This is a genomic window from bacterium, from assembly GCA_040757115.1.
In the GTDB taxonomy this organism is placed as follows: Bacteria; UBA9089; CG2-30-40-21; order CG2-30-40-21; family SBAY01; genus JBFLXS01.
Window position 1 is genome coordinate 1 of record JBFLYA010000036.1, and the last position, 25,028, is coordinate 25,028.

Genomic DNA, 25,028 nt, shown 5'->3' on the forward strand with positions numbered 1-25,028 from the left:
GTGTATAGGGTTCTGCAAAATAGGATTTGAGGGAGACAACAAATAAATATCAAATATCAAATATTAAATATCAAATATAAATATCAAAATGCAAAATTACAAATCAAATTTCAAAGAGGAAGTAGCAAGGTTTCTCAAAGAGTTGGAGGAATTTGGTAATATCTTTGCTTCAAGTATTTTAACGCTGAAAGGAAAGAGATAATTTTACATTTTGATATGTAATTTTTATATTTGCTTTTTGCATTTTGCTCTTTGGAGGAAATCCCTTTTGGACACCAAATCTGCATAGATTTCACTATTAGAGTTATTTTCAGACACCACCGAAAATTGAGCATAGAGATTAGAGATTAGCAAGAGTGCAGGTTCTAATTCACTAATTCTCTAATCTCTAATTAACTATTTTCAGGAGAAATTATGATCCAGGCACGCACTCGTTTAGAGGTAGCCGATAATTCAGGCGCAAGAAAAATAATGTGCATCAAGGTATTAGGAGGCACTAAAAGTAGATATGCCTATGTAGGTGATATAATTGTTGCCTCGGTTAAAGAAGCTATACCAACATCTCCTATTAAAAAAGGAGATGTTGTTAAAGCCGTAATTGTTCGCACAACAAACCAAACAAGACGGAAAGATGGTTCTTATCTTAGATTTGATGATAATGCCGCCGTCATTATTGATGAACAAAAAAATCCACGCGCAACCAGAATATTTGGACCCGTAGCCAGAGAATTACGAAGTAGAGATTTTATGAAAATTATTACATTGGCTCCAGAAGTAGTTTAGAAAAGTAGTCAGTGAGCAGTAAATTTATATACTCTTCACTGTCTATGGAGGTATTAATGAATAAAGTTTTTATTAAAAAAGGAGATACAGTCGCAATCCTTGCGGGTAAAGATGATGGGAAACAAGGGAAAGTGTTGCATGTGTTTCCGCAAAAGAATAGAGTAATGGTCGAAGGAATTAACTTCGTTAAACGACATACACGAAAAAATCCACAAAAACAACAAATAGGTGGAGTAATAACTCGCGAATCATCCATTCCTGTATCCAGGGTAATGTTTGTGTGCCCTAACTGTAATCGACCAACAAGATTAGGTAGATTAGTCAGGGATGATGGCTCAAAAGTCAGGGTATGTAAAAAATGTGAGGAAGTTGTTGATAAAAAGTAAAATAGACACTGCTCAGTGAACAGTGATGAGTAAAACCATGCACTTCTACTTTCCCCCTTAATAAAGGGGGTTAGGGGGTTGTTATTACTAATCATTGACTGCTGTTTTACTTATGAGGTAATTTATGTCAAGATTAAAAGATATATATAAAAAAGAAGTAATTCCCATATTAAAGGAAAAATTTGGCTATAAAAATGAATTAGCTATCCCTAAATTAGAAAAGATTGTGATTAATATGGGTGTTGGAGATGCCAATACTAATCCCAAGGCATTAGACTCGGCTATGGAGATATTAGCCATAATCTCAGGACAACAACCAGTTAAAAAAGCCGCAAGAAAATCAATCGCAGGCTTTAAACTAAGAGCCGGCATGACAGTAGGATGTATGGTGACATTAAGACGACAAAGAATGTATGAATTTTATGATAGGTTAGTCAACATCGCTTTACCACGAGTTAGGGATTTTAGAGGAACACCAACTAATTCCTTTGATGGAAGAGGAAATTATACCCTCGGCGTTCGTGAACAAATTATCTTCCCTGAGGTAAATTATGATAAGATAGAAAGAGTGCGGGGGATGAATATTAGTATCGTTACAACAGCAAAAACAGATGAAGAGGCAAAAGAACTCCTGAAAGCTCTTGGAATGCCATTTAGAAAGTGAGGGGAAAAATTTTATGGCCAGAAAGGCAATGATTGAAAAATCAAAAAGAATTCCTAAATTTAAAGTGCGAATCCACAATAGATGTCTAATATGTGGTAGGCCAAGAGGATATTTACGCAAATTTGGTATGTGCCGCATTTGCCTCAGAACATTAGGCAGAGAAGGTAAAATACCAGGTCTCATTAAATCCAGCTGGTAATTAAGTAAGTAATCGGTTAAATGGTAATTGGTAACTAATTACCAGTCACCAGTTACCAGTTACCAAAAAATAAGGAGTATAAAAAATGAGTATGACAGACCCTGTTGCCGATATGTTAACCAGAATTCGTAACGCTAATTATTCTGGTCATGAAAAAGTTGATATTCCGGCATCAAAATTAAAAACTGAAATTGCTACTGTTCTCAAAAAGGAAAAATTCATTAAATCCTATAAATTTGTTGAAGACCATAAACAAGGCATTATTAGAATTTACTTAAAATATGGTCCCAAAAAAGAAAGAGTTTTAACTGATTTGAAAAGAATTAGTAAACCAGGACGACGAATCTATGTAGATAAAGACAATCTTCCAAAAGTATTAGCTGGCACAGGAATCGCTATTATCTCCACCTCAAAAGGAGTGATGACGGATAATGCGTGTAAAAAACTTGGGGTCGGCGGAGAAATCCTTTGCTATGTGTGGTAAAAAGTAGAAAAGGAGTAATGTAAAATGTCACGAATAGGACAGGCACCAATAAATGTGCCTAAGGATGTAAAAGTTAATATGGATAACGGAAATATTACCGTCCAGGGACCTCTAGGTAAATTATCGTGGATATTTCCGGCGACAATGACCATAGAAATTAAGGAAGATAAACTTTTAGTTAAAAGCACCATTCCTGATGATAAAAAAGAAAAAGCCCTTTATGGATTAACACGAAGTTTAATTAAAAATATGGTTGAGGGAGTAAAAACAGGCTTTGAGAAAACTTTATTAATTGAAGGGGTAGGTTATAAGGCTATCCTTGAAGGTAAAAATGTAAAACTACAAATAGGCTTCTCTCATCCGGTAATCATTACTCCACCAGAAGGAATTACCTTTGAAACCCCTGAAGCTACTAAAATAAAGGTTAAAGGGATTGATAAACAATTGGTCGGTGAAATAGCCGCCCAAATTCGCAACATCCGCACCGCTGATGTCTATAAAAGAAAAGGAATTAGATATATTGACGAGCATATTAAGACGAAGGTGGGTAAGACAGGATTAAAATAAATTTATAAGGTAAGTTATGAATATAAAAGATAAAAAAGAGCTAAGATTAAAAAGAAGACATCGAACAAGAAGAAAGATATTTGGTACTTATGAAAGACCAAGACTTAGTGTCCATCGGAGTTTGAAACATATTTATGCCCAAATCATAAATGATGAAGAAGGAAAGACATTAGCCTGTGTTTCGAGTGCGAAAAAAGGTTTTATTTCAGATTCGATGAAAAAAATAGATGTGGCAAAAAAAATAGGTAGTTTGATTGCTCAACTTTCAATTGAGAAAGGAATTAAAAAGGTTGTTTTTGACCGCGGTGGTTATCCATACCACGGACGGATAAAGGCATTAGCCGAAGCCGCCAGGGAAGGGGGATTAGAGGTTTAAAAAATGAATGAAAAAATTAATCTAAAGGAAGTAGATTTAACAGAAAAGGTAATCACCATTAATCGAGTGGCAAAGGTAGTTAAAGGGGGCAAGAGATTCGGATTTACGGCATTAGTTATTGTTGGAGATAGACAGGGACATGTTGGGGTAGGCTATGGTAAGGCAAATGAAGTGCCACAAGCCGTGGCAAAAGGAATAGGATTAGCAAAGAAAAATTTGCTCCAGATTCCCTTAAAAGGAACAACTATCCCTTATCCTTTAATAGGCCATAAAGGCTCTGGATATGTCGTCTTAAAACCCGCCGCACCAGGAACAGGAATTATTGCCGGTGGACCTATTCGAGCGGTTATGGAGGCATTAGGCGTGCAGGATATTCTAACAAAATCACTTGGAAACAATAATCCACTTGCGGTTATTAATGCCACAATGAATGCTTTGAAACAAACAATATCTCTATCGGCAAGATTAGACCTTCGTAATACATTACCAGTATAAGAAAGAGATAATGGAGGTTTTCAAGACAAATGGCTATTGTTATTTCAGATAGACTAAAAGAAAAATTTGGTAGTCCAGTAATAGAAGATTTTCTCAAGGTTATGGAGCAAATAATTCTTGAAAAAGGAGTTCCAAAGGATGAACTTGGGCATAAGTTAAGCGTGATAGATTTCAGGTTTAATAAATTAGACGAAGGATATAGTGAAATCAAAAAAGCCCTGGGAGAACTAAATGAACGAATAGATAAGATTCATGAGCGAATAGATAAGATTCATGAGCGAATGGAAAGGATGGAAGGAAGATTCAACGAACAAATTCAAGAAATCCATAGATTATTAATCTCTCAAACTAAATTAATCGTCTCTCAAACTAAATGGATGGTGGGAAGTATTATCTGTGTTGCAACTTTAATTAGTGCTTTGATGGCTATATTTAGATTTGTTAGATAAAAATAGAAAGTGAGAAGAGTAAAATGGAGAAAAATTTGAAGATAACTTTAGTTAAAAGTAGATTCGGAAGAATACCAAAACATTGCGGAACTTTATCGGCATTGGGATTAAGGAAAATAAACCAGACGGTGATAAAACCTGATAATCCTCAAATAAAAGGAATGATAAAACAAATTGATTATTTAGTTAAGGTAGAGAAGATATGAAATTAAATCAATTAAAGGCACCCAAGGGTGCACACAAAAAACCTAAAAGAATAGGATGTGGACTGGGTTCAGGACATGGAAAGACTGCAACTAAAGGGACGAAAGGACAATTAGCCCGCAAAGGTGGTAAAGGGATTGGTTTTGAAGGAGGTCAAATGCCACTTCAACGACGAATTCCAAAACGAGGATTTACCAATCCAAGAAGAAAAGAATATACGACCATAGATGTGGGCACAATTGCTTCTTGTGGTTTCGAACCAGGCTCTAAAATTACATCTAATATCTTACTTCAGGTGGGATTGATTAAAAAAATTAAGAATGGTGTGAAAATATTGGGTGACGGAGAAATAAACATACCTCTGATATTTAAAGTAGATGCCGTGAGCAAAGGAGCAATTAAAAAAATCGAAGCCGCAGGTGGAAAAGTTGAACCCAAAGAGGAATAATTTGAAGGAATGCAAAATAAGGAGTTTATCTTATGCAAGGACTTGAGGCAATCTTAAATCCTTTTAAAGTCTATGAATTAAGGAAAAGGATATTATTTACTCTCGGATTATTAGCCGTTTATAGATTAGGGGTAGCAGTACCTACGCCGGGTGTCGATGGAGCGGCATTAAGTTTCTTCTTCCAACAAGCAAGAGGAACAATAGTCGGATTATTAGACCTGTTTTCAGGTGGGGCATTTGAGCGGTTTTCTATCTTTGCCTTAGGAATTATGCCTTACATCAGTGCCTCGATTATTATGTCTTTATTACAACCTGTTATTCCTTATCTCCAGAGATTATCAAAAGAAGGAGATGTTGGTAGAAAAAGAATTACTAAATATACAAGGTATCTAACATTACTCATTGGACTTATTCAAGCCACGGGAATGAGTATCTGGATTCAAAATATGCAAACTCCAGACGGCAGAGGATTTGTTTTAAATCCAGGCATTGGCTTTCATATAATGACGGTTATGACGCTAACTACGGGCACGGCATTTGTAATGTGGCTTGGAGAACAAATTACAGACCGGGGTATAGGCAATGGTAGTTCATTAATCATCTTTACAAGCATTATTTCAAGAATACCGCAGGCTATTCTTCAAAGTGGACATCGATTGCTAATAGGTGAAATGAGTATTTTTGTCATTCTTTTTATCCTCGTGATTGGTATTTTACTTACGGCAAGTGTCGTGATGATAATTCAAGCACATCGCAAAATATCTGTTCAATATGGTAAACGGATTATCGGTCGTAAGGTCTATGGTGGTCAGAGCACCCATTTGCCTCTCCAGGTAAATATGGCGGGAGTCATACCGATTATCTTTGCCTCATCGCTTCTGGCTTTGCCGGCTACCTTTGTAACATTTCTGGGCACCCAACAGGCTGAATTTCTCACCTTCCTGTATAGACAATTAAATCCAGGTGGTGTTATTTATCATTTGTTAATGGCAGCGGGTATTATCTTTTTTACTTATTTCTATATCGCGGTCATATTTAATCCAACTGATGTCGCCGATAATATGCGAAAATATGGTGGTTTTATCCCTGGTATTCGACCAGGTAAACCTACTGCTGACTATATCGAGCGGATTCTTAAAAGAATTACCTTCGTAGGTGCTATATTTTTAGCCTTGATTGATTTTATTCCATCCGTAGTTATTCAATCAATGCATATACCTTTTTATTTCGGAGGAACTTCAATCCTTATTGTTGTTGGCGTAGCTCTGGATACGGTCAGACAAATTGAATCTCATCTTTTGATGAGACATTATGATGGATTTTTAAAGAAAGGTAGAATTAAAGGTAGATTTACATAATGCGATTAATATTTTTAGGACCACCAGGCGTAGGAAAAGGAACCCAGGCAGAGTTAATTTCTAAAAAGTTTGAAATTCCACAAATCTCCACCGGTGATATTCTACGCCAGGCAGTGAAAGAGCAAACAGAACTGGGTCTGCGTGCCAAAAAATATATGGATAAAGGCGAGTTAGTCACCGATGAAATAATTATAAATTTGATAAAAGGACGATTGTTAGAAGATGATTGCAAAGCAGGTTTTATCCTTGATGGATTCCCAAGAACTATTGCTCAGGCAGAAACATTAACCGCGACATTGAAAGAAATGGGTATATCCTTAGATGCGGTTATAGACTTGAAGGTAAATGATGATGTCGTAATTAAACGATTAACCGGCAGAAGGGTTTGCAAAGCCTGCGGTTCTAATTTCCATATCTATTATCAACCACCCAAAAATGAGTTTAAATGTGATAAGTGTGGGGGAGAACTTTATCAACGAGATGATGACAAAGAAGAGGTTATAACACGGCGATTAAAAGTTTTTAAAGAACAAACTGCTCCGTTAATTAATTATTATAAAAAGATTAATATCTTAAAAGAAGTAGATACCGATGCTGAAATACCACTGGTCTTTGATAGGATAATGAATGTGTTAGAAAAAAATGATTATCTTAAAATCTAAACAAGAAATAGAAAAGATACGAGTGGCAGGTAAAATAGTTGCTGAAGTCTTACAACATCTTGTGCAAATAACCAGACCAGGCATAACGACGAAATATCTGGAAGAAATAGCCCATAAAATGATTATTAGTCGAAACGGAATACCATCATTCCTGGGATATGAGGGATTTCCTGGGAGTATTTGCACCTCAATTAATCACGAAGTCGTCCACGGAATTCCTTCTGCAACACGAGTTCTTAAAAATGGAGACCTTTTGAAGATAGACTTAGGGGTTTTGTTAAATGGTTATCATGCAGACGCCGCAGTAACTGTTCCTATTGGACAAATAACTGCACAGGCAGAAAAATTAGTTCGGGTAGCAAAAGATGCCCTGAAAATAGGTATTTCTAAAGCAAGATTACCAAATAGATTAGGGGACATCTCTTATGCTATCGAATTTTATGCCCAATGTTATGGATATGCGGTCACGCGTGATTATAGTGGTCATGGAATTGGACGAGATTTACATGAAGCACCACAAGTCCCTAATTTTGGTGAACAGGGTAAAGGACCACGACTTAAATCAGGTATGGTTCTCTGTATAGAACCAATGATAAATACCGGTGATTATGAAATAGATGTATTAAATAATGGCTGGACAGTGGTAACAAGAGACAAAAGCTGGTCGGCTCATTTTGAACATACCATAGTCGTGACAGAAGATGAACCGGAGATATTGACAAAGTAGCCATTGGAGAGTAAACAGTGAAGAGTGAGCAGTGAAAAGGAGTGCTCATTGATAACTGTGAAGAAGGTAAATATGCCAAAAGAAGAAACGATTAAAGTAGAAGGTATAGTTTCAGAGGTATTACCTAATACTATGTTTCGAGTAGAACTCGAAAATGGACATAAAATATTGGCTTATATATCGGGTAAGATGCGAAAACATTTTATTCGAATCTTACCCGGTGATAAAGTCACGGTTGAATTATCACTGTATGATTTATCAAGAGGAAGAATCATCTATCGCGAAAAGTGATAAAGGAGATAAAAAATAATGAAAGTTAGAACTTCGGTTAAAAAAATTTGTGAAAAATGTAAGATAATTAAACGCAAAGGAATTATTCGCATCCTTTGCTCCAATCCTAAACATAAACAAAGACAAGGATGATTGGTAAATTGTAACTAATCCCTTTATTACCATTTAACCAGTTACCAATTACCAGGCAAAAAGGAGGAAGACATTGGCAAGAATTAGTGGAGTTGATTTACCAAGAGATAAACGGGTAGAGGTCGGATTAACCTATCTATATGGAATAGGATTAACTACTTCACAAAAAATTCTCAAGATGGCAAATATTAAGCCAGATACCAGAGTTAGAGATTTAGCCGAGGATGAAGTTGTCAGAATTAGAAATATTATTGAGCATAGTTTTAAAGTTGAAGGAGACCTTCGTCGAGAAGTATCTACAAATATAAAGAGATTAACAGAAATTGGGTGTTATCGAGGGATGAGACATCGTCGTGGCTTACCAGTTCGAGGTCAACGCACACATACTAACGCCAGAACCAGAAGAGGGCCACGAAAAGTTGCGGGAATGATAAGGAAAAAATAAAGAAAAAGGGTAACCGTTCAGGTAGTCCTTTACCGCAGAGACGCAGAGGAACAGAGAAGACATAGAAATAAATTAGAGCACATAAAAGATTAGTGATGCAGACATGGAAATACTTATGACCTGCTTGCCGAATGTTCAGCAGGCAAGCCAGATTTGTTAATCTAATTTTCCCCTCTTGAGAGGGATTTTAGGGGTCTGTTTTTCTCTGCGTCTCTGTGTCTCTGCGGTGAACAATTACGAAAAAGGAGTTATAAAACATGCAAAAACCTAAAGGTGATAGTCAAACAAAAGGTAGACGAAAAAAGGAAAAAAAGGTAGTCCGAACAGGGATTGTTCATATTCAATCTACATTTAATAATACGATTGTGACCATTACTGACCCAAAAGGTAATGTTCTTAGCTGGGCAAGTTGTGGAAGTGTTGGTTTTAAAGGAACAAAGAAAGGCACTCCTTTTGCTTCCCAGGTAGCCGCAGACACCGCCGCTAAAAAGGTAATGGATTATGGAATGAGTGAAGTCTCAGTTTTTGTTAGAGGACCAGGTTCAGGTAGAGAATCAGCTATCCGCGCCTTGCAAGCCGCTGGATTAGATATTAAAGCAATTAAAGATGTTACCCCTATCCCCCATAACGGCTGCCGCCCACCGAAGAGAAGAAGGGTATAATAAAAGGGGGCTGACTACATATCTTTTCTACCTGTGCGGTTAAATGTAAAATGGATAATGTCCAATGAGAAATGTCCAATGAAAATGTATAACTGAAAGGTAATGAGTCTTGCGAAGTACTAAAATTTCCCATTTTTCATTTCCTATTTTACATTTTACATTTATTTTTCCTTTGCGTCTCTGCGATGAATTAGTCTAATCGCACAGGTCGAAATCTTGCTTTCGCTTTAATCTCTATTTTCATCCTTTTTTGTGTCCACTCCAAATTGCTCATTAATTTCCGTCTCATTTTTGTATTGATTAATCTTCTGGTGTTGTTCTACGCTATATAGAAATTCTTGAAAAGTAATTGAATTACAGGTTTGGTGTATCTCTGGAGATTTAAAGGGATGAAGATGCCACCCATCTGTGTTGTCTATGCCAAATATTCTTTTTTTATTTTTAATTAAAGCATAGGCAATTTTTTGTGTATCTGCATTGTAAAATATATCAATGAATGTCCCATCGGTTAAATAGACTCGAATTTTCACTATCATATCATCAAGAATATTAACTTCAAAACTTTCAACCAATTCTGACTTAGAAGCGACATTAATAATCTCTTTTGAAAACTCAATCGGGCTTAAATTAACCATTCTCGAATACCTTCAATCTTTTTCTTCCTTGAGATTAATCCTTCCCATTCCCAGTAGTCTTTTTCTACCTCAAATGAATATTTATCAGGGATTTTCCCTTCCTTCCACTGGCGTGCAAATTCCTCAAAAGACAATTTGTATTTACCCTCAAAGACAAAAATTTCCCTCTCTATAATTTCCAATCGATGTTCAACAATATCCCTAAGTGTAATCTGCAATGCTACATCAAACCGTGGTTCTCCTGTTAATTCGGTTAATATTTTTTGTGTTGATTTTGAGATTACTTCAGGCATTTTATCCCCCTCTTTTATTATACTTTTTCTTCCCCATTTTCATTATACCCCATCAACATAGAATTTGTCAACTATAAAATTAAGCAAAAAGGGGTTGAACTTAAAAACTAAGTCCAACCCCTTATGTTTAATCGTCGTTGTTAAATGCGTCTGACTTAGAAATCAATAGCTATAATTTGGTTAGTGCTTGACTTCTTTTCTATCCTGATAGACAAAATATATGGCTAATGGAAGACATACAATAATTAATCCTCCTAAAACGATATAAACACCCTCCATTTTCTTATTCCTCCTTTTCTGGGGTAATAATATATGCTATTACACCTAGGACAACAGCTAAACAAACCCCAATCACGATATACTTATAGTCAAATTTATTAAATATACTTCCTATGACAATAACAGTTAATATATATTTTATTACATCAAATAATGTATTGGCAATCTTTTCCTTTTTATTATATCTCTTTTTCATTTTTTATTATACTCCATAAATTAGAATTTGTCAAGTATAAAATTAAGCAAAAAGGGGTTGGACTTAAAACTTAAGTCCAACCCCTTGTGTTTAATCGTCGTTTCTTATCTGCATCTCTGAAAATTAGAGATTAATGTTCACAATCGCCTTGATTCCATCGTAATCATCGAGGTACTTAATATTATCATCTACTTCATTATCAATGTACTCTATTTTCAGATAAGCGTTATCACAGAGTTTGTAACCTGCACCGAGCTCTAATCTCTCTTCATCATCCTTTGGATCTGTAATTGAATACCCTGAAAGGCTCGTATTAGGTTCCTTGGTGCTGTAACGGGCGGCAACCCACCATGGTGTCTCACCATTACCATACACTAACTCAAGCACTAAATAATCAATGTCGTCTGTGATAATGTAATTAGCAATACCTCCCTTTATCTCGAGATTTCCCAGAGCGGCTGCGAATTTCCACAATCCACTTGCATATGCGGCATCAATTATCCATAAATCTCCTTCATCTGTTTCGTTAACCTGATCTGCACAGTCATCGGTATGGTAAGTAGCTCCAAGAGTTAAACCCGGTATTGCTGGACAATCACCTGAGAGGTTAAGTGTAATCGCCTTCTCACCATTAGTGTCTTTGCAGTTTCGTTTACCACAATTGCCGTAGCCATTGGTGATTCCCAATTTACAGTCAACACCACCCATTGTTTTACTCATCAGCAACCCATCATCTATCGCAAAGTCTGCCATATCATCGGCTAATACTGAGTTGAAGATCAATGGGTTATGCATTGTGTTAGCATTCTCTGATGCCTTTTGATACTCTGCACCTAATGGTAGATCTACTCGTCCAATCTGGAGAGATGCATCCGGGATAATCCTGTCGGTTATCTCCACATACACACATCTTTTCGTCACATTGCACACTTCACAAGTTGAGCGAAGTTGAGCAACGCCTACCACCCCATCACATACATCTGCCTTGACATCAAGATTGAGCTTTATGTTAGAGAATTGAAGCTCATCACTCACAGTACCACTTGGTGTAGTGGGAGTACCGTAATCCATTTTCTCAATCCCTGCCATAATCTGTCCTGACCACTCTATCGTCGCAGATGCCGGTACAGTAAACATCAGCACCACTAAACTCGCCACTAAATAAACTAAAGTCTTTTTCATAATTTTTTTGTTCCTCCTTTAAAAAAGGTTTTTCTTAAGGTTCAAACCTTAAGTTTAACTTTTTCCCCTGTACCTTAAATATAGTAAACAAACATTTTACTTGTTGTCTTTCTCGCCTCACACTGGAAGCTTGCGTTCCCGTCCCACAAGCCTTCTGTTTGTTATCTCTGGTAAAACAGGCACCCTACCTGTTTTCCTTATTGCCCGGCAAACCAAATTGGAGGAACTTTTTCACCACCTTTCTTTGCAAGATTGGGCAGGCACAAGGTACTCTTTTTTATCTCTTTTATATTTTTAACCGTAAAAATTTATCTTCCTTCTTCAGAATGTCATCGGGATTTACATCCTTTCTTTTTTCTAAAGAAGCATTTCTCCATCAGATAAACTCTTACGGATTGTCCTGGGTAATTATATCTCAAAGAGCGAACATATCAAAATTATGGTGGACGGTTCACTTTTGTTTGAAAGATTGCGCTTAGAAATTGAAATTGGGACAAAAATCAACCACATTTCTCCCTAATTTCGCATTCCCAATTTCATCTCCAATTTCAACCTTCTGTGAACGCCCAAAAGAAATCAGGAGAAAAGCGATGAAAATGAACCGTCCCACTAATGGTTATTATTCATCTCTATCTTTTGTGTTAATGGTTTATTTTTATTATCCGTAGTTTAGTTACTCTTGGGTCGATAATTACCTCATCGTGTTCAAAGTCCAGTTTCATTCGCCAGGATTGTAAGGTTTTTGCACCGATGATAGTTTGTTCTGATAATTCTGGCACTAACATAAATTCATCCGATAACCGTAATCCATCAATATAGAAATCAAGACTAACTCGTTCATTAGCGGTTAGTTTTTCTTTCTCTTTAGCCGTCTCAAACTCCATTGGTTTTGGTAATTTTTCAGGGATACCTAATATCTTTGCCAATTCAGGGACAACACAGGAGTAAGTAGAGCCTGAATCAAATAATGCACAGACCTCTTTTTCCCCTTTTGAGCCTACTAATCTAATATTTTTTTCAATTACTGCCATTAAATTTACCTTTTCGTCAGATACTTCCTTTACAGTAACCCTGCGGCACGCATTGCCTGAGCAAACTTTATCTCTTGTCCGGCATATTCCCGTAATACCTTTTCTATCTTCTTCTCTTGCTCTTCTACTATCTTTATTCGTTTAACCGCGGGAGATAATGCCGTTCTACGGTCCCACATAACAAATCCCACCAGAGCAACCATTCCTCCTAATAGAGCAAACATACCGCCACATATTATTCCAAAACCCCATTTTAAATCATTTCTTAACTCATCTATTTGTCGTTGTAAGCTTTTTTGATTATTATCTATTTGTCGTTGTAAGTTTTTTTGATTATCATCTATTTGTCGTTGTAAACTTCTTTGGTTCTCTTCTATCCTTGATAGTCTTTCTATTAATTCTTTTGCAGAAATAGTTATTGTTTCCTGGGTTTGAGCACCTACTATATTTATATTAGACCCGATGAGAAAACTAACAATTACATAGCCTAATATTATTTTTTTAGTCATTTAAAATTATATTACCACATCCCCCCTTATTTGTCAAGTATTTTTTTGATTGACTTCAAATTTTTATTTTTTTATACACACTAATTATCGACAAAACAAGACGAAAACTTTAATTATCTCTCAGGGAAGATAAAGGTGGGTATTAAAATAGATATGTTTTTTTGAAAAGATAGAAAATATTTACACTGTCCCACCTTTCTAAAGCATTCCCCTCCACATACTTAAGTTAAGGCACCAGACAGATTCTCACTCATTAAATAATCTGCTCAAGACTTCCTCCTATTAAATTGTGAATATAATATCATATATTCTTAAATTTGTCAAGTGTTTTTTTTGATTTAGTGAAAAAAAATGTAACTGTTCACCGCACAGACACAGAGACGCAGAGAAAAAAATTAAAATTTATCCACCTGTGCAATTAGAAATAAAAGGATAATTGATTAAACAGATTACATTTTTTTATTGTAAGCGGATTAAACAGATTTTTTTAGTAAGCGGATTGAGCGGATTGAGCGGATTTTTTTTATTTCTTTTTCCGCTAAATCCGTTAAATCCGCTTACTAAATCCACCCGCTTACTATTAAAAATCTGCTTCCTTAATTTTCTACCTGCACAGGTCGAAATTTATTGGTAACTATTCAGCCACAGATGGACACAGATGAAACACTGAAAATTCGTAATCCGTGTCCGTAATTAGGCTGAAGGTTTTTCCTCCTTCTGCCCTCTGCCTTCTGCCCTCTGCCCTCTGCCTTCTGCTATTTATCCGTGCTAATCCGTATCTATCAGTGGCTGAATAGTTACTTTATTTCTATGTCTTCTTTGTTCCTCTGCGTCTCTGCGGTAAAGGACCACCTGATCGCTTACCTCAACAGCCACTTAATTTCTTCTTTTAATCCTTCTCTCAGGTTAACCCGAGGATGATATTTTAAGATTTTTTGTGCCTTTGAAATATCCGCCCAGGTATGAAGAACATCACCATATTGAGTTTGAGCGTGTTGTGTCGTCCCAGATTTACCTAAAATTTCCTCAATTAAATTAATTACCTGGCTCAAGACAACATGGCTACCACCACCAATATTAAATACTTCGCCATTGACATCAATTCTGGCTGCCTGAATAGTTGCTTCAACAATATCTGCCACAAAGGTAAAATCCCTTGTCTGATTGCCTAATCCATAGACCTGGATTTCCTGATTTTGTAAGATAGCAGAAATAAATTTATGGAAAGCCATATCCGGTCTTTGCCTGGGTCCATAAACAGTAAAATAGCGTAAAGAAACCGTAGGCACACCAAAATTTTTAAAGTAAAGATAGCATAAGTGTTCTCCGGCTAATTTTGAGACACCATAAGGTGAAACTGGCTGGAGTCTTCCATCCTCACGCATTGGGAGAATATCTGTATCGCCATAAACAGAAGAAGAGGAAGCATAGACAAATTTCTTTAATTGGGGCATATCTTTACTTCCCTCAAGTAAGACCTGAGTGGCTAAGATATTGTTTTGGGTATATATTTCAAAATTTTTGCCCCAACTGGCTCTAACACCTGCCTGCGCGGCTATATGAAAGATATATTCTATCTCAGATAAAAGTGTAGATAAATCTACTTTCAAAATATCTGCCTCTAAAAACGAAAAATTCTTAGCCTTGACTAAATCTTTTAAATTATCTTCCTTTGTTTTCCGAAGATAGGACTCAAGGAAGGCATCAATTCCTTTTACATAGTAGCCTTCTTTGATTAATCTCTCAGCTAAATGTGAACCAATAAATCCGGCACAGCCCGTAACTAATGCAGTCGTCATTTATTTTTCTCTCCTTTATTTTTGGTAAATGGTAACTGGTGAATGGTAATTAGTTACCAGTACCATTTAACCGATTACCTACCTTTAATTTCGTGACGCCCTAATTCTTTCTTCAATCAATTTCGACATCTGGTCTATTCTGACCTCCCATGTATTTTCTTTAGCAATTTCTATTCGTTTCTGGCGTCCTTTCAGGTCATTCTCTGACAATGCCTTTTCAATATTTTGAGCAAATGCCTCTTTATCCCTGGCGATATAACATATTTCCTTATATTCCTCTACAGCCGAAAGTTGTGTCAGAACAACTGGTTTTCCTGTAGCCAGATATTCAAAAAATTTCATCGGAAACATATTTTGGGTATATTCATTAATGACATTGGGTAAAATACAAACATCAAATGGTTTAATATAGGCAGGTAAAATTTCATATCTTTTCCCACCCAGCATAAAAATATTTGGAATAGAGCCTAATTCTTTTACCCCCTTTTCATCTTCAGTTTCTACCACATCCCCAATTAAGACTATTGACCATTGCGGATGGGTTGTGGCGATATATTTAATAATCTCAAAGTCAAGTTTGTAAGAGATAATCGTGCCGATAAATCCAATAATTGGATGTTTAATTCTGGCTATATCCGCTGGTAATGGTAAATCTTCCAGAGCTGTCATAAAATGCGGCACATCAGCCACATTAGGCAGATAATAGGTATTTTGATTAAATACCTTCTTTTTTTCAAACAATAATCTGGATGTGGTAAAAATTAGGTTAGCCTTTTTAAGTAATTCTTCCTCCATTTCTATGATAGAATCAGGTATCCCTGGTGTCGCCGATAATTCATCAACACAATGATAAACCACTAACTTTTCATTTAATCGACCAATTAAAGACTTCGCTGGAGGTGAGTATGTCCACAGGATTGGTTTTTTAAATCCTAATCTTGCCAGCAGTAATTTTAGTGTTAGCCAGAGGACTAAATGATTTATCTTTTGAACAATCTTAACCTTATGCAATGGTAAAATTATTGGTGAATAAACAAACAGGTTTTCGTTTATCTGGCGTGGTCCTTTGAACCAATCTTTTATCCGCTTTAATATTCGCAAGATATCCTTTTTCTTAATCGTTGGCTGTCGTAACCCTAAAGACTCAATATACAGAATTTTATTCGTCTTTGATAGCCGGGACATAATGTGTTGTTTATTCGTCCAGGCAATGTTATCCCAATCCGCAGTTGAGATACAAAGGATGTTTTCCCCATTGAGCATAACTAAATATATTACCACAAAAATCAGTAAAAGTCAAAATATTTTTTTAGCTATCTGAAGTAATAACAACCCCTAACCCCCTAAAATTTAGCTAACAGAAAAAAAATAACTTGACAGATGTTTGATAGAAAATATATAATTTTTTTATTATGCTCAAATGGGTCATTAGTGGACTATTTATCTTATTAATATTTATTGTCTTTGGGACATTTATCTATTGTCATCGGATACCATTAAATTTTAGCCTTGTTTATCTCCAGCAGTTTTTCCAATTTTGGTCCTGGCATTTTATCTTCCAGAACCTTCAAGAGTTTTTCCTGCTGATTATCTTGATATTAAGTGCGGCGGGTGTTGGTTATAAATTATTAAAATTATTTTGCTTAAAATTTTATACGGCTAAAGTTGAGGTTATCTTTTCCGTTGGGCTTGGCTTTGGTTTCTTTTCACTTTTTACCTTAGGGTTAGGGTTGTTAGGATTGCTTTCATCCTGGATTTTTTATCCCTTAGTTTTATGTTCATTTTTTATCTCATATATTGAGGTAAGGTATTTCATTTCTAAGATTATCATCTGGTTAACTGAGATTAAATTAACACCATCAGCAATCATTTTTGGGATTTGTTTTGTGGCAATCATTCTATTAGGGCTAATCTTAAATATTGGGGGCCCGCCGATATTATTCGATGACCTGGTTTATCATCTGGCTATCCCGGACATTTACATCAAAAATCACAAAATCGTTAATATCCCGCATCTTCTTTTCTCAAATTATCCACTAAATGCCGAGATGCTATTTACTCTGGCTATTTTGTTAAAAAGTGATACATTAGCCCAATTGATTCATTTTACCTTTGGCATTCTAAGTGGAGTAAGTATTTATGTTTTTACCCAAACTTATCTGGGACGAAAACAGGGATTAGTCGCACTTTTAATCTTCTTTAGTATGCCTTCTGTTGTCTTAACGATGAGTTTTGCCTTTAATGACCTCGCATTGACATATTATGTTATTCTGGCTGTTTATGCCATGCTTAATTGGATTAAGATAAATGACCGGCGATGGTTACTTTTAAGCGGGATTATGACCGGTTTGGCAGTTGGAGTAAAATACTCTGGTCTCCTTTGTTTTATTATTCTCTTTTTGGCTATCATTAAACATAAGCCTGCCTTAAAAGAACTATTTATTTTCTCTTTAATGGTATTACTCCCTGTTTTGCCCTGGCTTATAAAAAACCTTATCTTTGTCAAGAATCCTGTTTATCCATTTCTCTATGGAATACTTGGGGGGGAGAATTGGGATATTTTTAGCGCTCAGAGATTTAACCAGGAAATGAGCCATTACGGTCCTTCACATTCAGGAATATTAAGATATTTAATTTTACCTTTCTTTATCACCTGTGATTGGCGCACCGGGGATATTCCGATAGGTCCATTAGTTCTTTTGTATCTTCCATTTTTATTTTTTATTAAGAATGTGGATAAGACGATTAAATATTTACTTATCTTCTGTGGGCTTTATTTTTTCTTCTGGACAGCTACCTCAATGGTCATTCGCTTTTTATTCCCCTGTATTGCCTTTTTATGTCCGATAGTGGCTTATGTGATTAAAGAGATAAGGAAATCACCAATTTATGAGTTGCCAATAGCTATTGCCCTTATCTTAAATATCTATACCCTTTCTACGGTTATTGGTCAGCACGCGGATTTTTACCTGGGAAATAAAACCAGGCAAGAAAAACTTTTATCAGCACAACCGGTCAAAGATTATTATCAGGCAATTAAATTTATTAATGAAAATCTACCTCCTGGGAGTAAAATTTTATTCATTGGGGAACCAAGAAGATACTATTGTGAAAAAGAGGTTTTAACCTCAACAGAACTGGATACAGCCATCATTTCCAAATTAGTCAAAGAATCAAAAACTATTAATGGGTTATTTCATAAACTCAAAGATTTAAAAGTAACCCATATTCTTTATAATAGACATAACATTTCCTGGTTAGAAAGGCAATTTAATTGTTTTAACTGGCAGGATAAAACTCAAAAAGCACTCTATGAATCCTTTATAAATTCTCTATCTCCAATTTATGCCGCCGGGAAGGTATATCTGTATGAGATAAAATACCGAAAAAGTATTTGACAAAGGGAGATATATTTATGATATAATATAGCAGTTATTAGTCAAAATTTTACTCAGAGTGAATAAGTAAAAAATCCCAAATCCCAAGCACCAAATCCCAAATAAGCACCAAATTCCACATACCAAAAAGCGAATTAGAGATTAGTGAATTAGAGATTAGATTTTACTAATTCGCTAATTCGCTTAATTCACTAATTCACTAAATGGAATTTGGAATTTGTGATTTGGAATTTCATAGCCATATTTGGGTCAAATTTCGATTAATAAGTGCTATAAGAGGGAGGTAATTGAATACGGTGGATGCGATTAAGGTAAAAAATGTTTCCTTTGCATATCAGGATATGCATTATAATGTCTTAAATAAGATGAGTCTTGATGTCCAGCAAGGTAGTCTTGTTGTCATTATGGGCAAAAGTGGGGCGGGGAAATCTACACTTTGTCGAGTTCTAAATGCCTTAATTCCTAAATTTTATAACGGTCTATTTTATGGGACAGTGGAAATTCTTAATGAACTGACAGTCGAAAAAAAGGTATTTGAAATGGCGAAAGATGTAGGTATGGTTTTCCAGGACTTTGAATCCCAGTTATTTTCAACTAATGTAGAATTAGAATGTGCCTTTGGGCCAGAGAACTTTTCTGTTTCAAGAGAGGAAATAAACCAACGGATAAGAGAATCATTGTTTAAGGTGGGATTAACAGGTTTTGAAAGAAGGAATTCAACCACACTCTCAGGTGGTGAAAAACAACGATTAGCGATTGCCTCTATTTTAGCTATGAAGCCTACAATATTGGTTATGGATGAACCAACGACGGATTTAGACCCACTTGGTAAATCAGAGATTTTTGCCATCTGCTCACTTTTAAAAGAAGAAGGTGTAACCTTATTTTTAGTCGAACATGAGATTGAACTGGCATATTACGCTGATAAAATCATCCTGATGGACCGCGGGGAGATAGTATTAGAAGGGAAATCAGATGAAGTCTTACGCAAAGTAACACTTTTAGAAAGATGTGGTATCCGACCACCTCAAATACCTAAATTATTTCAAGAACTTAGATATAAAAAGAAACTACCTTTGAATCTCGAGGATGCTCATCAAATCTTCAAAGAGCAAAACTGGCAAATACCAGAAGGAAGATACAATGTTCTGAAATGGCAGGATGCCAAAAGGACAGAATTCTACCAGGAACCAGTGATTGAGGCGGCAAATTTAGAATATACTTATCCGGATGGACATAATGCCTTAGCGGGAATAGATCTGACGATTAGACAGGGAGAATTTGTGGCGATTTTAGGGCAAAATGGCTCTGGTAAAACTACACTTGCCAAACATTTCAATGGACTTCTTAAACCAACAAAAGGCAATGTCCTTATTTCCGGGATAAATACTCGCCGTAGAAAAACATCTGACCTGGCAAAAGAAGTAGGTTTTGTCTTCCAAAATCCTGATTGTCAAATATTTGAAAACACGATATTTGATGAAATTGCCTTTGGCCCGCGAAATCTTGGTGTTCCAGAAAAAGAAGTTTCAAGACGAGTGTATGATGCCTTAAATGCTGTCCAATTAGAGGTGTATGAAAATGATGACCCATTTGCCCTTACCAAAGGTGAAAAACAAAAATTAGCCACGGCTGGAGTCCTTGCCTGCACACCCAAAATTATAATCTTAGATGAACCAACAACCGGCCTGGATTATTATGAGATATTAAGCATAATGAATCTTTTAGTCGAATTAAATAAAAGAGGTCACACAATTATTATCATTACTCATTGTATATGGGTTGCGGCTGAATATGCCCATCGGATTATTGTCTTAGAAAAAGGCAAAATCATCTTTGATGATATTCCAAGAATGGTGTTTAAGGAAGAAACCCAACTCAAAAACTCACATATCTTGGTTCCAGAAATAATCTCTTTAAGTAATATCTTATGTAATCTAACCTTACTATCCGTAGAAGAATTTAAGTTCTGTTTGTTAGACTAACTGTAAGCGTTCACCGCAGAGACACAGAGACGCAGAGAAAAAATTAAAAACTATTTACCAGGCGCAGGATTCCATCACGGATTTTCATCAGTGCAAGCTTTTGAGGACCGACATCTCATGATTGGTAACCGTTCACCGCAGAGACACAGAGACGCAGAGAAGAAAATTAAAATTTATTTACGATAGGCTTAACATCCCTGATTTTCATCAGTGCAAGCTCTTGAGTCCAACAACATTAAACTTGCCCTGATGAAAATCAGGGATGGATTAACAAATCTGGCTTGCCGGCTGAACATTCGGCAAGCAGGTCCTATGTATTTCAATGGCTACACCAATAATCTTTTCTGTTATCTGATTTATTTCCATATCTTCTCTGTTCCTCTGCGTCTCTGCGGTAAATTACCACCTGAACGGTTACGACTAACTGTTTTCGTAAGTGTTCAGCCACTGATAGACACGGATTAGCACGGAATCGGTTTTCAAGTTAATAGGACGCAAGATTTTTTCGCAGATTATCAGGATAATAAAAACAAAATAACTTAGAGAGAGATTATACTCTGTCAATGCGATTAAAAAATCTCGAAAAATCTGCGTTTATCTGCGTCCAACAAAAAAGAAAATCAGTGTTTCATCTGTGTCCCTCTGTGGCTGAATAGCTACTTTTACAGAATATCGCCCTGCCAATCCGAATCATATTTGCCCCTTCTTCGAGTGCCACTTCAAAATCATTACTCATTCCCATTGATAAATATTTCATCTCGACATTTTCAATCTGCTGATGAACAATTTCATCCCTTAAATTAACCAATGCCCTGAAATATGGACGGGTATCTTCTGGATTTAAAACCAATGGAGCAATAGTCATTAAACCTTTAATCCTTATATTGTTAAGTTTGGCTATTTCTTGAATTAGTTCCAAAGTAGCAACCGGAGAAACGCCAAATTTAGTTTCTTCATTTGAAACATTTACTTCAATCAAGACATCCATTATTTTATTTATCTGTCCTGCTTGTTCCTCAATCTCTTTAGCCAACTCTAATCTATCCACAGACTGAATCATATCAAAAATCTTTATTGCCTCTTTAACTTTATTTCTTTGCAGATGGCCAATCATATGCCATTTAATCTCCATTTTTTTAAGTTGGTCAAATTTACCTTTTGCCTCCTGAATACGGTTTTCACCAATGTTGGTAATTCCAGAGTTAATTGCCTCTATGATTTGATTTACCCCAGCTGACTTTGTGACTGCAACTAACTCAATTTCTGAAGGGTCTTTTACCACCTGTTTTATTCGATTTTTTATGATTTCCAAATTTTCCTTAATTGACATAAGTGCCTCGTTTTAGGAAGTTATAGCAGTTATTATTCAAAATTTTACTTAGAAATGCCAATAAGTATAGTAAGTATTAACCAAAAGTTCACATTAGTATTGTTGATAGTTGATGGTTGATGGTTGATAGTCTATGAAACTATCAACTATAAACTATCAACTATAAACCATAAACTATAAACTATCAACCATCAACCCTGTTGCTATATCTGTTCTATGAGAAATTTTCGTTAATAACTACTATAAAAGGTAACTGTTCAGCCACGGATTAACACAGATTGACACGGATAAAATAGAATGGGTTTAAAATATGAGAAAATTACAGAAGAGATTATCAAAGTGACATTTACGGGGAGATTAAATTAATAAATGAAATAATTTTCAGGGAAAATAAAATATCTGAACATCACTGTATACCCTTTGTAAATCTGATTCTAAAATTTTTTTATTTGTAAGTAATTTTCTTTTTAATTCAAAAAGATTAAAGTATAAACCTCTTGGTCTTTGGATAGTAATAATTTCCCTCTTTTTTTTTGATTTTAATATCTCCTTACTGTAATACGATACGCTGTTATCTACTGCTATATATACATCATTCAATTTACATCTATCTATGCTCTTTAGATCATGAAATATATCTACATTTGGATATATTTTTTTGATGCTTTTAAGTGTTGCACTCTTATCTTCATCAATAGCAAAAAGTTTCAAAGAAGGCATTGGCTGGAACCTGGAATAAAATAATAAATCCAAAAACAGTGGCCTAACAACAATAAGTGTTTTTTCTGGATTCATCTTATGAAAGCCATATAATTTCTTTGTTTGGAAGGTGATATTTTTACTATCATCTAAGCAGGTAAATCCAATGGAACTTATAAGTAAGAAAATTAAGAGTGAATACATCCATTTTTTATTAACTTGCTTGTCTAGAAAGTAAGATAAAATAAGTAATGAAGGAATGGTAATATATGCTAAATATCTTGGTTCCCTTGTCAATGTCCAGTAATTTGATGCAGAAATAGGACCATAAAATGTATATAACAAAAGAGGAAATATCCAAATAAGTAATAACATAACAGCTTTATTTTTTTTGTATAAGAAGAATATCCCTATTGGCAAGATTAAATAATAGAAAAAACCAAATTCCTGGTTAACAAAGAGTACAGCCAATGGTGAAAGGAACCAATTCAAATCAATTTTAAAATTTTCATTTTGAAGGCAGTTTTTATTAATTATAGAATTTACAACATGAGATCTATGCAAAATATCACCATTTTGGAAATAGTAAAAACCTGATTCCAGTGCAATTATTATAAAAAATCCTACTAATAAATGGATGAATTCAATTTTAATTTTTTTGTTATAAAGCATATATATAACAAGAGGTAAAGCCAGAAAAAGTGCGTTTTCTCTAATGAGGTAGCCAATCCCAATAAACAAACCTGATAGAAGATAATAAATCCATTTATTATCTTTTTCTCCTTTCAAGAAACAAAAAATCCCCAATCCTGTGAAAAAAGTGAATGAAACACATGGAAATAAATGGCTTGCATAAATGACCTCTAAAGGGAAAAATGCCATCAGAAATGCTGATAGTAAAGCTATCCGTTCATTAAAAATCATTTTTCCAAAATAATAGATTAATATTATATTGCCAAGTGAGCATATAAGGGAAAAAAGGACCAAAGAAATATCACTAACACCAAATAAAAAGAAAGAAAGGGCTGTGGGAATCACCATGCCTAATCTTACTCCCCATTGGTTATCTCCCGGAGTAAAATCACCAATAGAAAATCTATAGGCTTGTCCCATATAATGTTTATCGTCTCCTTGTACATAACCACTAAAAAAAACTAAACGCAGGGCCAAGCCGAATAAAACAATAAGAATAATAAATATTTTTGAATATTTGTTTAACTGATAGGAAATTGCTTTTTGAGTGTTTTGGGTATTATATCCATTTGTGTCCATTGTGAGGATATTTTACCACAAATTTTATCCTTTGTCAACAGAAAATTATAACGTGCTGTGATTCAGACAGTGAGAGCATTGCGTAGGACATAAAGTTATATCTACGGTCCCTGGCATTGTGTTACCTCATTTTTTGCCATCTTTTTGTATTTCTTGACATTTTGGAGTCCCAAAAGACAACCCAGAGGGTCATTAACCAGTCGATATAGCAGTTATTATTCAAAACTTTACTTAGAATTAAATACTCGTAACTACTCGTAGTGAATTAACAAGTTATGCGTGAACCATATACTACACTATGTCAAATTAGGGTGGTGTCTGAAAATAACTCTAATAGTGAAATCTATGCAGATTTGGTGTCCAAAAGGGATTTCCTCCAAAGAGCAAAATGCAAAAAGCAAATATAAAAATTACATATCAAAATGTAAAATTATCTCTTTCCTTTCAGCGTTAAAATACTTGAAGCAAAGATATTACCAAATTCCTCCAACTCTTTGAGAAACCCTGCTACTTCCTCTTTGAAATTTGATTTGTAATTTTGCATTTTGATATTTATATTTGATATTTAATATTTAATATTTGATATTTATTTGTTGTCTCCCTCAAATCCTATTTTGCAGAACCCTATACACTATTTTAACCTTTATGCTAGATTAAGACACCACCCAAATTAGTGCTATAACTCTCTATATTTTTAGACAATTAGGGACGGTTCCTTTTATCGTTTTTCCTATAATTTTTGTTGGAAATTGGAAATTAGAAATTGGGCTTTTGTCTCTCTCCCTAATTTCCAATTTCCAATTTCTAATTTCAATCCGCAAGCTTTCAAACAAAAGTGAACCGTCCCGAGAATTCTACCTCATCCTTCATTTAATGTCCCATAGGGACAACATATCGGTAGAAATAAATATCATACAAATAATGTCCCATAGGGACAATATATCGGTAAATGGCTTTCCATAAATTTTCTACCAATATATCGTTCCTACGGAACTGATTGATTTATCTATCTATTCCTACCGATATTATGTTCCTAACGGAACGATTATTCTCATGCCTTATTTATGGGTATTATCCTATGTAAACTT

The 25,028-nt window shown here is 35.2% G+C and carries 31 protein-coding genes; 21 read left to right on the forward strand and 10 right to left on the reverse strand.

From position 1 onward, the window contains the following. Nucleotides 1–414: 414 nt before the first annotated feature. From rplN to rpsK, 18 genes are all read left to right on the forward strand, one after another. A complete protein-coding gene (gene rplN, locus AB1422_04695) occupies nt 415–783 on the forward strand; it encodes a 50S ribosomal protein L14 (GenBank protein MEW6618634.1) in 369 nt (122 codons plus the stop codon). Nucleotides 784–839: 56 nt separating this feature from the next. Next, nucleotides 840–1,169, forward strand: coding sequence for a 50S ribosomal protein L24 (gene rplX / locus AB1422_04700; GenBank protein MEW6618635.1), 330 nt, complete (start codon nt 840–842; stop codon nt 1,167–1,169). A 124-nt stretch (nt 1,170–1,293) separates the two neighbouring features. After that, complete coding sequence (rplE, locus tag AB1422_04705; protein ID MEW6618636.1) at nt 1,294–1,833, forward strand: 50S ribosomal protein L5; 540 nt, start codon at nt 1,294–1,296, stop codon at nt 1,831–1,833. A gap of 13 nt (nt 1,834–1,846) precedes the next feature. After that, nucleotides 1,847–2,032, forward strand: coding sequence for a type Z 30S ribosomal protein S14 (locus AB1422_04710; protein MEW6618637.1), 186 nt, complete (start codon nt 1,847–1,849; stop codon nt 2,030–2,032). Between the two features lie 85 nt (nt 2,033–2,117). After that, nucleotides 2,118–2,516 carry a 30S ribosomal protein S8 gene (gene rpsH / locus AB1422_04715; GenBank protein ID MEW6618638.1) on the forward strand — a complete coding sequence of 133 codons (399 nt, stop codon included), beginning with the start codon at nt 2,118–2,120 and terminating at the stop codon, nt 2,514–2,516. 24 nt (nt 2,517–2,540) lie between these two features. Beyond that, nucleotides 2,541–3,083, forward strand: a complete 543-nt coding sequence (rplF, locus tag AB1422_04720) for a 50S ribosomal protein L6 (GenBank protein MEW6618639.1) — start codon at nt 2,541–2,543, stop codon at nt 3,081–3,083. 16 nt (nt 3,084–3,099) lie between these two features. Then, a complete protein-coding gene (rplR, locus tag AB1422_04725; GenBank protein MEW6618640.1) occupies nt 3,100–3,459 on the forward strand; it encodes a 50S ribosomal protein L18 in 360 nt (119 codons plus the stop codon). A gap of 3 nt (nt 3,460–3,462) precedes the next feature. After that, nucleotides 3,463–3,954 carry a 30S ribosomal protein S5 gene (gene rpsE, locus AB1422_04730; GenBank protein ID MEW6618641.1) on the forward strand — a complete coding sequence of 164 codons (492 nt, stop codon included), beginning with the start codon at nt 3,463–3,465 and terminating at the stop codon, nt 3,952–3,954. A gap of 29 nt (nt 3,955–3,983) precedes the next feature. Continuing rightward, nucleotides 3,984–4,403 carry a hypothetical protein gene (locus AB1422_04735; protein MEW6618642.1) on the forward strand — a complete coding sequence of 140 codons (420 nt, stop codon included), beginning with the start codon at nt 3,984–3,986 and terminating at the stop codon, nt 4,401–4,403. 23 nt (nt 4,404–4,426) lie between these two features. Beyond that, the gene (gene rpmD, locus AB1422_04740) at nt 4,427–4,609 is read left to right on the forward strand and encodes a 50S ribosomal protein L30 (GenBank protein MEW6618643.1); all 183 of its coding nucleotides are present in this window, start codon (nt 4,427–4,429) and stop codon (nt 4,607–4,609) included. Next, entirely contained in the window at nt 4,606–5,055 is a 450-nt protein-coding gene (rplO, locus tag AB1422_04745) for a 50S ribosomal protein L15 (GenBank protein MEW6618644.1), read from the forward strand. The genes rpmD and rplO overlap by 4 nt, the downstream gene beginning before the upstream one ends. Nucleotides 5,056–5,087: 32 nt before the next feature. Next, nucleotides 5,088–6,413, forward strand: coding sequence for a preprotein translocase subunit SecY (gene secY, locus AB1422_04750; GenBank protein ID MEW6618645.1), 1,326 nt, complete (start codon nt 5,088–5,090; stop codon nt 6,411–6,413). Further along, complete coding sequence (locus AB1422_04755) at nt 6,413–7,075, forward strand: adenylate kinase (GenBank protein ID MEW6618646.1); 663 nt, start codon at nt 6,413–6,415, stop codon at nt 7,073–7,075. The genes secY and AB1422_04755 overlap by 1 nt, the downstream gene beginning before the upstream one ends. Continuing rightward, nucleotides 7,056–7,802 (forward strand): type I methionyl aminopeptidase, encoded by a 747-nt coding sequence (gene map / locus AB1422_04760; GenBank protein ID MEW6618647.1) that lies wholly within the window; start codon nt 7,056–7,058, stop codon nt 7,800–7,802. The genes AB1422_04755 and map overlap by 20 nt, the downstream gene beginning before the upstream one ends. A 72-nt stretch (nt 7,803–7,874) precedes the next feature. Beyond that, a complete protein-coding gene (gene infA / locus AB1422_04765) occupies nt 7,875–8,093 on the forward strand; it encodes a translation initiation factor IF-1 (GenBank protein MEW6618648.1) in 219 nt (72 codons plus the stop codon). Between the two features lie 18 nt (nt 8,094–8,111). Continuing rightward, nucleotides 8,112–8,225, forward strand: a complete 114-nt coding sequence (gene rpmJ, locus AB1422_04770; protein MEW6618649.1) for a 50S ribosomal protein L36 — start codon at nt 8,112–8,114, stop codon at nt 8,223–8,225. Between the two features lie 73 nt (nt 8,226–8,298). Further along, nucleotides 8,299–8,670 carry a 30S ribosomal protein S13 gene (gene rpsM, locus AB1422_04775; GenBank protein ID MEW6618650.1) on the forward strand — a complete coding sequence of 124 codons (372 nt, stop codon included), beginning with the start codon at nt 8,299–8,301 and terminating at the stop codon, nt 8,668–8,670. A 257-nt stretch (nt 8,671–8,927) separates the two neighbouring features. Further along, a complete protein-coding gene (rpsK, locus tag AB1422_04780; GenBank protein MEW6618651.1) occupies nt 8,928–9,332 on the forward strand; it encodes a 30S ribosomal protein S11 in 405 nt (134 codons plus the stop codon). A 227-nt stretch (nt 9,333–9,559) separates the two neighbouring features. Here rpsK and AB1422_04785 read toward each other — a convergent pair whose 3' ends face one another. The 8 genes from AB1422_04785 to AB1422_04820 form a co-directional block, all read right to left on the reverse strand. Next, on the reverse strand, nt 9,560–9,967 hold the full coding sequence (locus AB1422_04785) for a hypothetical protein (protein ID MEW6618652.1): 408 nt from the start codon (nt 9,965–9,967) through the stop codon (nt 9,560–9,562). Next, on the reverse strand, nt 9,955–10,260 hold the full coding sequence (locus AB1422_04790) for a hypothetical protein (GenBank protein MEW6618653.1): 306 nt from the start codon (nt 10,258–10,260) through the stop codon (nt 9,955–9,957). The genes AB1422_04785 and AB1422_04790 overlap by 13 nt, the downstream gene beginning before the upstream one ends. A gap of 283 nt (nt 10,261–10,543) precedes the next feature. After that, on the reverse strand, nt 10,544–10,735 hold the full coding sequence (locus AB1422_04795; GenBank protein ID MEW6618654.1) for a hypothetical protein: 192 nt from the start codon (nt 10,733–10,735) through the stop codon (nt 10,544–10,546). Nucleotides 10,736–10,858: 123 nt separating this feature from the next. Continuing rightward, a complete protein-coding gene (locus AB1422_04800; GenBank protein MEW6618655.1) occupies nt 10,859–11,917 on the reverse strand; it encodes a porin in 1,059 nt (352 codons plus the stop codon). A 641-nt stretch (nt 11,918–12,558) separates the two neighbouring features. Further along, nucleotides 12,559–12,948, reverse strand: coding sequence for a retropepsin-like aspartic protease (locus AB1422_04805; GenBank protein ID MEW6618656.1), 390 nt, complete (start codon nt 12,946–12,948; stop codon nt 12,559–12,561). A gap of 29 nt (nt 12,949–12,977) precedes the next feature. Beyond that, nucleotides 12,978–13,457, reverse strand: a complete 480-nt coding sequence (locus AB1422_04810) for a hypothetical protein (GenBank protein MEW6618657.1) — start codon at nt 13,455–13,457, stop codon at nt 12,978–12,980. A gap of 860 nt (nt 13,458–14,317) precedes the next feature. Then, nucleotides 14,318–15,256 carry a GDP-mannose 4,6-dehydratase gene (locus AB1422_04815; GenBank protein ID MEW6618658.1) on the reverse strand — a complete coding sequence of 313 codons (939 nt, stop codon included), beginning with the start codon at nt 15,254–15,256 and terminating at the stop codon, nt 14,318–14,320. An 84-nt stretch (nt 15,257–15,340) separates the two neighbouring features. Then, nucleotides 15,341–16,537 (reverse strand): glycosyltransferase, encoded by a 1,197-nt coding sequence (locus tag AB1422_04820; GenBank protein ID MEW6618659.1) that lies wholly within the window; start codon nt 16,535–16,537, stop codon nt 15,341–15,343. Nucleotides 16,538–16,668: 131 nt separating this feature from the next. On the opposite strand from AB1422_04820, the gene AB1422_04825 reads away from it, so the two are divergent. The 3 genes from AB1422_04825 to AB1422_04835 all read left to right on the forward strand — a co-directional run bounded on the left by AB1422_04825 (nt 16,669) and on the right by AB1422_04835 (nt 21,104). Then, a complete protein-coding gene (locus tag AB1422_04825; GenBank protein MEW6618660.1) occupies nt 16,669–18,654 on the forward strand; it encodes a glycosyltransferase family 39 protein in 1,986 nt (661 codons plus the stop codon). A gap of 296 nt (nt 18,655–18,950) precedes the next feature. Further along, a complete protein-coding gene (locus tag AB1422_04830) occupies nt 18,951–20,639 on the forward strand; it encodes an energy-coupling factor transporter ATPase (GenBank protein MEW6618661.1) in 1,689 nt (562 codons plus the stop codon). A 210-nt stretch (nt 20,640–20,849) separates the two neighbouring features. Beyond that, nucleotides 20,850–21,104 carry a hypothetical protein gene (locus AB1422_04835; GenBank protein ID MEW6618662.1) on the forward strand — a complete coding sequence of 85 codons (255 nt, stop codon included), beginning with the start codon at nt 20,850–20,852 and terminating at the stop codon, nt 21,102–21,104. Nucleotides 21,105–21,267: 163 nt separating this feature from the next. On the opposite strand, the gene AB1422_04840 is transcribed toward AB1422_04835, so the two are convergent. Both AB1422_04840 and AB1422_04845 read right to left on the reverse strand, forming a co-directional pair. Next, nucleotides 21,268–21,969 (reverse strand): YggS family pyridoxal phosphate-dependent enzyme, encoded by a 702-nt coding sequence (locus tag AB1422_04840; GenBank protein MEW6618663.1) that lies wholly within the window; start codon nt 21,967–21,969, stop codon nt 21,268–21,270. Nucleotides 21,970–22,350: 381 nt separating this feature from the next. Further along, nucleotides 22,351–23,940 (reverse strand): glycosyltransferase family 39 protein, encoded by a 1,590-nt coding sequence (locus tag AB1422_04845; protein MEW6618664.1) that lies wholly within the window; start codon nt 23,938–23,940, stop codon nt 22,351–22,353. Between the last annotated feature and the right edge of the window lie 1,088 nt (nt 23,941–25,028).